The 6,753-nt window shown below is 37.9% G+C and carries 4 protein-coding genes and 2 pseudogenes; all 6 read left to right on the forward strand.

Annotation, left to right across the window (positions count from 1 at the left end):
- Nucleotides 1–93 precede the first annotated feature (93 nt).
- Nucleotides 94–1,559 (forward strand): annotated as a pseudogene (locus L652_RS01000000123425) (IS21 family transposase).
- Nucleotides 1,552–2,304, forward strand: a complete 753-nt coding sequence (gene istB / locus L652_RS0107330; protein WP_008108712.1) for an IS21-like element helper ATPase IstB — start codon at nucleotides 1,552–1,554, stop codon at nucleotides 2,302–2,304. The pseudogene L652_RS01000000123425 and the gene istB overlap by 8 nt, the downstream one beginning before the upstream one ends.
- Before the next feature lie 240 nt (nucleotides 2,305–2,544).
- Nucleotides 2,545–2,988, forward strand: a complete 444-nt coding sequence (locus L652_RS01000000123430) for an ABC-three component system middle component 2 (protein ID WP_024596054.1) — start codon at nucleotides 2,545–2,547, stop codon at nucleotides 2,986–2,988.
- Complete coding sequence (locus L652_RS0107345; protein ID WP_024596055.1) at nucleotides 2,985–4,853, forward strand: hypothetical protein; 1,869 nt, start codon at nucleotides 2,985–2,987, stop codon at nucleotides 4,851–4,853. Before L652_RS01000000123430 ends, L652_RS0107345 begins: the two co-directional genes overlap by 4 nt.
- 140 nt (nucleotides 4,854–4,993) lie before the next feature.
- Nucleotides 4,994–5,969: pseudogene (locus L652_RS01000000123435) on the forward strand (transposase).
- A gap of 212 nt (nucleotides 5,970–6,181) precedes the next feature.
- The coding region (locus L652_RS0107355; protein ID WP_216712750.1) for a hypothetical protein at nucleotides 6,182–6,753 on the forward strand (572 nt) is incomplete at its 3' end.

A 6,753-nucleotide genomic window follows, 5' to 3' on the forward strand; every position in this document is an offset into this window, starting at 1 on the left:
TATTAAGCGACAATTACGGTGGCCGGTCTAGCGACAATTATCTTGGCCGGTTGATCTGATAAGGTTCGGTACAGCAGAACGGAGGAGTTCACTGTGCCGGGAACACGAATCACTGATCAGCAGGTCACTATTTATATGAAACATAGAAAGCGTAATAGCCAAGTTATCGCGGCTGCGAAAGCAGGTATTTCTGAACGTTCAGCAAGGCGCATTGATAAACTGGATGAGCAGCCATTGTCTAATAAACGCCAATGGCGAACACGTATAGATCCACTTGAATCTATCTGGGACAGTATTGTTGTCCCTCTACTTCAAGGTGATGCTACGTTAACTCCAGTGGGAATTTTTGATCATCTTTGCGAGTTTCACACCGACAAATTTAACCCGAGCTCACGGCGTACATTAGAGCGTCGAATTCATAAATGGCGGGCACTGTATGGCTCAAGCAAAGAGGTCGTATTCCTGCAAACACACGAGTATGGCCTATTAGGTATATGTGATTTCACACATGTGAAGTCACCCGTTACCATTGCTAGTGAACCCCTTAAGCATATGTTGTTTCATTATCGTATGCCCGCCAGNGCGGTGAAAGCTTTGCTGCTTTTTCTGATGGTGTGCAAAACGCATTTAAAGCAGCCGGCGGTGTGCCTAAAGAAGTGCGTACAGACAGTCTCAGTGCCGCCTATCGTAATCATACTAATGATAATGATTTTACAGAGCGCTTTAATGAGCTAGTTATCCATTATGGCTTTAAAGCGACCCGTAATAACCGCGGTATTGCGCATGAAAATGGGGCTATTGAGAGCCCTCATGGGCATCTTAAATCGCAACTGGAGCAAGCATTAAAAATCCGTGGTAGTTATGACTTTCAGACAAGAGAAGTCTATGAATCGTTTGTTGCAGACATTGTTGCTCGCCGTAATCGCCGTGTAAGTGATAAGTACGCAGTAGAGCAGCGACAATTACACGCTTTACCACGGACGATGAGCGTCAATTACACCGAGCATTATCTAACGGTGTCACGTACGAGTACTATTTCATTGAAACGTGTTACCTATAGCGTCCCGTCACGCCTTATTGGTAGCCGATTACTTGTTCGTTTATATGACAACCGCTTAGAGCTGCGCTATGGCAGCGATTTAGTTCAAACGTTAGCGCGTGTCTATGCTTCTAAAGGGTGCCGTGCACGCAATATTAGTTACTTGCATGTTATTGACGCATTGGTTAAAAAACCATTGGCATTTCGCTACTCACAACTACGTGACGACTTACTCCCAAGCGACAATTACAAAGCTATTTGGGAATACGTTAATACTCATCTTTTAGCGGATGAAGCGAGCTATTACATGGTAAAACTGCTCCATTTAGCAAAACAAAGTGGGTGTGAACGTCAATTAGGACGATTTGTAGCAGTGTCAATTACTCAGCGACAATTACCGGCCATCCGAGAATGTGAAGCGCAATTTTTAGTGATTGCATCAAACATACCCACAATAAAAATAAAGCAACACAGCTTGAGCGCTTATAGCAGCATGATACCGGGAGGTCTACATGGATAACTTCACGGCCTCGTTACCTTTAATGCTGAAACAATTAAAGCTTAGCACCATGCTTCAACAGTGGAATACCCTGGGAAAAAAAGCGATGGAAGAACAATGGAGCCCGCAGCAATACTTGTCTGAGCTGTGCCATGTTGAACTTGCGACACGCGATGACAAACGCCTTCAGCGGCTTTTAAAAGATGCAAAATTGCCAATGGGTAAACACCTTAGCAGCTTCGACTTTACCCTTGTTGATGGGGTTAGTAAGCCCCTTGTTGCTGATTTAATAAATCAGCCGGATTGGTTGAAGCACGGTGGCAATATATTGTTATTTGGCGCCAGTGGTCTTGGTAAAACGCATATCGCCAGTAGCATCGGTTATGGCCTTATCGAGCAGGGCCATAAAGTTAAGTTCGTTGCCGCGTCAGCGATTGTTCAACAACTCCAGCAAGCAAAGCGACATTTACGCTTGCAAGACGAACTTGTAAAGCTCGATAAATACAGCTTATTAATCGTTGATGACGTTGGTTACGTTCGAAAAACTGAACAGGAAACGAGCGTGCTGTTTGAATTGATAGCCCATCGCTATGAGCGACACAGCATGATCATCACATCAAACAAATCATTTGAGCAATGGGATGAACTATTTGAAGATTCAACGATGACAGTCGCGGCAATCGATCGTTTGGTTCATCATGCCACGATTATTCATTGTGAAGGTGACAGCTACCGACGCAAAACAGCGCTCAATAAGAGTAAATAAAATTCGGTATCAACCGGCCAAGATAATTGACGCGGAACCGGCCAAGTTAATTGACGCTAGATAGGTATTCAATGGGATCTATGATACAGCTAAGCAAGCTTACCCAAATGGGTATGACTGTATGTGTTCAGTGATGTCCCAAGCTGCAAATGTAGTTCCTTCAGGTAAATTAGCTGTACATGCCAAAGTTGATGTAAAACAAGGATATTGCCATCATTTTGTAAATGGAGGTAAATTGAAATGGATCAAGTAGAAACAATAGATGTTTTTAATACTGTGTTGGAAGCTGGTCTACGAAGTGTAATTTTATTGAATGAATATTACCCAACACCAATAGGATTCGAAGAAATCGTTAAATTGGATTACGTACTTGTCTACTCAAAAGATTTTAATGGACCTAAGAGTCTTCATCCATGTATTCCAAATAGAAAAGGTGAATTAGCCGTAAGGCGGAAGTTAGTTAGGGATGGTTTAGCCTTAATGAAGAGATTTGGATTGATAAACGTTCTTTGTGAGAAAGAAGGTATTTATTACTCTGTAACGGGAGATGCTAAGCCGCTCATTAAGCTTATGAAGAGCGAATATAGTATGTCATTAAAAAATAATGCCAAGTGGTGCGTAGGACAGTTGAATCATAGTGGCTTTCAATATTTTAATAAAATTTTTATGGATGTAGCGTTTTGACTTTGAAAGATGATAGTAAATTAGAAATGGAAATTCATTCAATCCAATTCACGGGAGAATCAGCTAAAACCGTTTCAGTGGACTTTAAAACTCGTGTTAAAGTAATTAATGGAGCTTCTAATACAGGTAAGTCTTTTTTGGTTGACTCTATTGATTATATGTTTGGCAAAGAATCGATAGATAAAATTGAACAAAGTAAACCTTATTCGGAGATATCTCTACAATTATCAGTTAATTCAAAAAAATATACTTTATTTAGAGGTTTTCCCTCTCAGAAGCTTGAACTCTATGATGGGCATATTAAGAATAAAAAATCTGACCAACATTTGCTTGACTATAAAGTTGGCACCTTAAAAAAAGGTGAAGTGAATTTAAATGAGTTTTTCCTCCCTCCTTGGCAACAAAGCAATATTAAACTTGCAAAAAATCTATCTGGAGAGAAAGTTAGTTTAACAATCAGATTACTTTCAGTAATTATATGTTCATACGAAGAAAGGATTATCAATAAAAAATCACCAATAGAAAGTGGGGATAGCTTTGAAAAAACAATTAATCGTAATTTGTTTAATTATTTACTGACAGGGGTGGATTATAGTTCATTTAAAGAGCTAATTAAAAAAGAAGTATTTGATAGTGAAAAATCAGGCAGAAAGAGCTTATTGATAGAGTTAATAGATAATTTGAAAGTCGATATTGATGTTGAATATGAAAATGAATCCATAAAGAATTTAAAAGAACATCAAATGAAATTAGAAATGTCTATTTCAAAAAACAAGTCATCACTAATCGAGGCACAACTGGATGTTTCAGGAATTATAAATCTTAAAAAACAAACCTCAGAAGAGCTCATAGAAAAAAATGAAAGGCTTAATAGTATAAAAGCCAATTTAGTTAATTTTGAATATCTTGTCGGTATATATAATTCTGATATCAAAAGACTTGAATCTCAGGAGGAGACTGCTTTTTTACTATCAGTAAACCATAATGGACATTGTGGGGTCTGCGGTAATAAATCTAATAATATATGCTCTGATTTAACCGAATTAAAACAACTGAAAAGTGCTTCCCTTGCCGAAATAGAAAAAATAAAACTAAACAAAATTGAGCTCGACTTAACTATTAACTCAGTTAAAAAACAAAATAAAGAGCTTATTCTGGCAGTATCTGATTTAAATAAAACCCTTGAAGACTTAGATGCAAAGATATCAGCTAGAACACCAGATTTGCAAAAGTATGATTTTGATAATTCATTATTAACGGAACAATATTCAAATCATAAGAGAAACATTAAGCAACTCGAAATGATTGAAGACTTGCAACGAAGACTTCAACAATGTAACTCTGAAAAACCCCCACAAAAATATAAATCACCAGATTTTCATCCTAAAAATGAAGTAATAGATGAGTTCTGTGAAATTTACTCCGATGTTTTAACTGAAATCAAGTTCCCAGGTAATAAAATAGTGACTTTTGATTTCAAACAATATGATGTTTTAATTGATGGGAATCCAAGACACCTTAATGGTAAAGGCGTTCGAGCAATTCTGCATTCGGTTTTTAAGATAGCAACGCTATTATATTGTTCTCGTAAAGGTTTATTTCATCCTAAATTATTGATTTTAGATTCACCTTTGGTTACTTATCGAGATCCTACAGAAAGTAAATATGGAGAATTATCAAAAGATGAGCAGGAGCTGGCAAGCACAAAATTAAGTTATTATTTCTTGAATTATTTAAGTGAAATTAGTCATATGGCTCAGTTTGTGATTATAGAGAACATAGATGTTCCAGATATAAAAAGCGATAAAATAAGCGTTGAAACCTTCCATGGTGAAAATTCACCTAGTAGAAGAGGCCTATTTTGAAGATGGTTGGGGTCACCCATTAGCAAGATAACAGTGACATCCATTCTAAATTTTACAATTAAGCAGACACACATCTTAATTTTTTGCACTTTAAACGCCTAGATTCTAATTGGAAGTGCAAAAAACGAGCAGGGTGTCTTATGGCAATTGCAAGAAAGCGTCAAATAAGTTTGGTTGATACAAAAATATTATCACTGTATTTCACGCTGTGTTCGTCGTGCATTTTTATGTGGAGAAGACCGTTTTACTGGTCAATCTTACGAGCATCGACGAGGGTGGGTTGAAGATAAGCTGCTTGAATTAGCAAAGGTATTTTGTATTGATGTGTGTGCTTATGCTGTTATGAGTAATCACACTCACTTAGTCCTGTATGTAGATGATAACCGAGCAAATAGGTTGAATGATAAAGCGATTGTTATTCGCTGGCATAAACTGTGTAAAGGAACATTGTTGACGCAGAAATATGTACGAGGTGAAAAGTTAAGTAAAGTTGAGCTCATATTTTTCAATCAAACGGTTAAACAATACCGCGAACGCCTAGCAAGTATCAGCTGGTTTATGCGGTTGTTAAATGAAGACATTGCGCGAAGAGCAAATAAAGAAGATAACTGCACAGGGAGGTTCTGGGAAGGGCGCTTTACGTCTCAAGCATTATTAGATGAAGCAGCACTTGCAGCTTGTATGGCCTATGTTGATTTAAATCCCATTAGAGCTAAAATAGCTAACACCCCAGAAGAGTCAGACCATACCAGTGTACAGAATCGCTTAACATGCGCGGCAGAAGGTAAGCAACCTAAGCAGTTACTACGTTTTGCAGGCATGCCACGTCAGATTATGCCTAAAGGACTGCCGTTTGAGCTTAAATCGTACCTTGAACTCGTTGAGCTAACAGGGCGAATAATACGAGAGGATAAACGCGGGCATATTGATAATATGACCCTTCCTTTACTCGAAAGACTAAACATATCCCCAGAAAACTGGTTAAAACTCACTACGCAATTTACACGCGTATTCCATGGTGCGGTAGGAAGACCCAATTCACAAGCAAGTTACTGTGAAAATTTAAAGCGTAAACGGCGATCAAATATTAGTAATTGCGAAAAGTTACTCGCATAAAACTTAAGCTACTCAGTAAAGCTATTCAGTAATAAATCATAACTGCATTATGCAGTTATTTTCATGTGTGTAATTTAGGTTTAATAGGGCTAATGACTTATTTAACGGATGAAATAAAAGTGACCCAGCAATAAAAGATAAATTCTTAATCTGAAGAGCGAATTTTTTGGCATAGTTCTGCTTGTTCAATTAAGGTGGCTGTTTGGTTTGGTATGGTTGCAAAATTAAATGAATTTAATATAGGGCTGATGGGCACTTCGACTAGTGTCTATTCTAAAAGAGTTGGTGATTTTGCCGATGCAGTAAGTGATTATCAGAAATCACTGCTCGAATTTCGTCAAGCCATCAAGTCTAAATCACCATATAAAGCTGCGGCTAAACAAAAAGCAAAGCTTGCTTTTGATAAAATGCAAAATAAATTTAGATTGGAAGTAAAAGCAGTTACAAACCAAATCCAATCTAAACGCGGTACACCTATGACAAACTTTTCAAGGGGGGCAAATATAGCTAGGAGCAGCCGTAATGTTGCTAAGCTGGACTTAATAACCCCTACTCATGCAGATAATGTTGTTAAATTTACAAAGTATTCTAAGTTTTTAGGAAATGGTTTAGCTGTAATTGATTTTGGTAGTCGGGTGGGTAACATACATAACACCTACAAAGCTGGTGATAATTGGGAGCGCGAAATGTTCGTAGAATCAAATAGTTTTATTGCAAGTGCTGCTACTGGTATCGGTGTTGTTAACGCGGGGGCTGCTGCTCTAACTTTTTTAGTTGTAGCAAC

It is taken from the genome of Pseudoalteromonas sp. TB25, assembly GCF_000497995.1.
Classification (GTDB): domain Bacteria; phylum Pseudomonadota; class Gammaproteobacteria; order Enterobacterales; family Alteromonadaceae; genus Pseudoalteromonas; species Pseudoalteromonas distincta.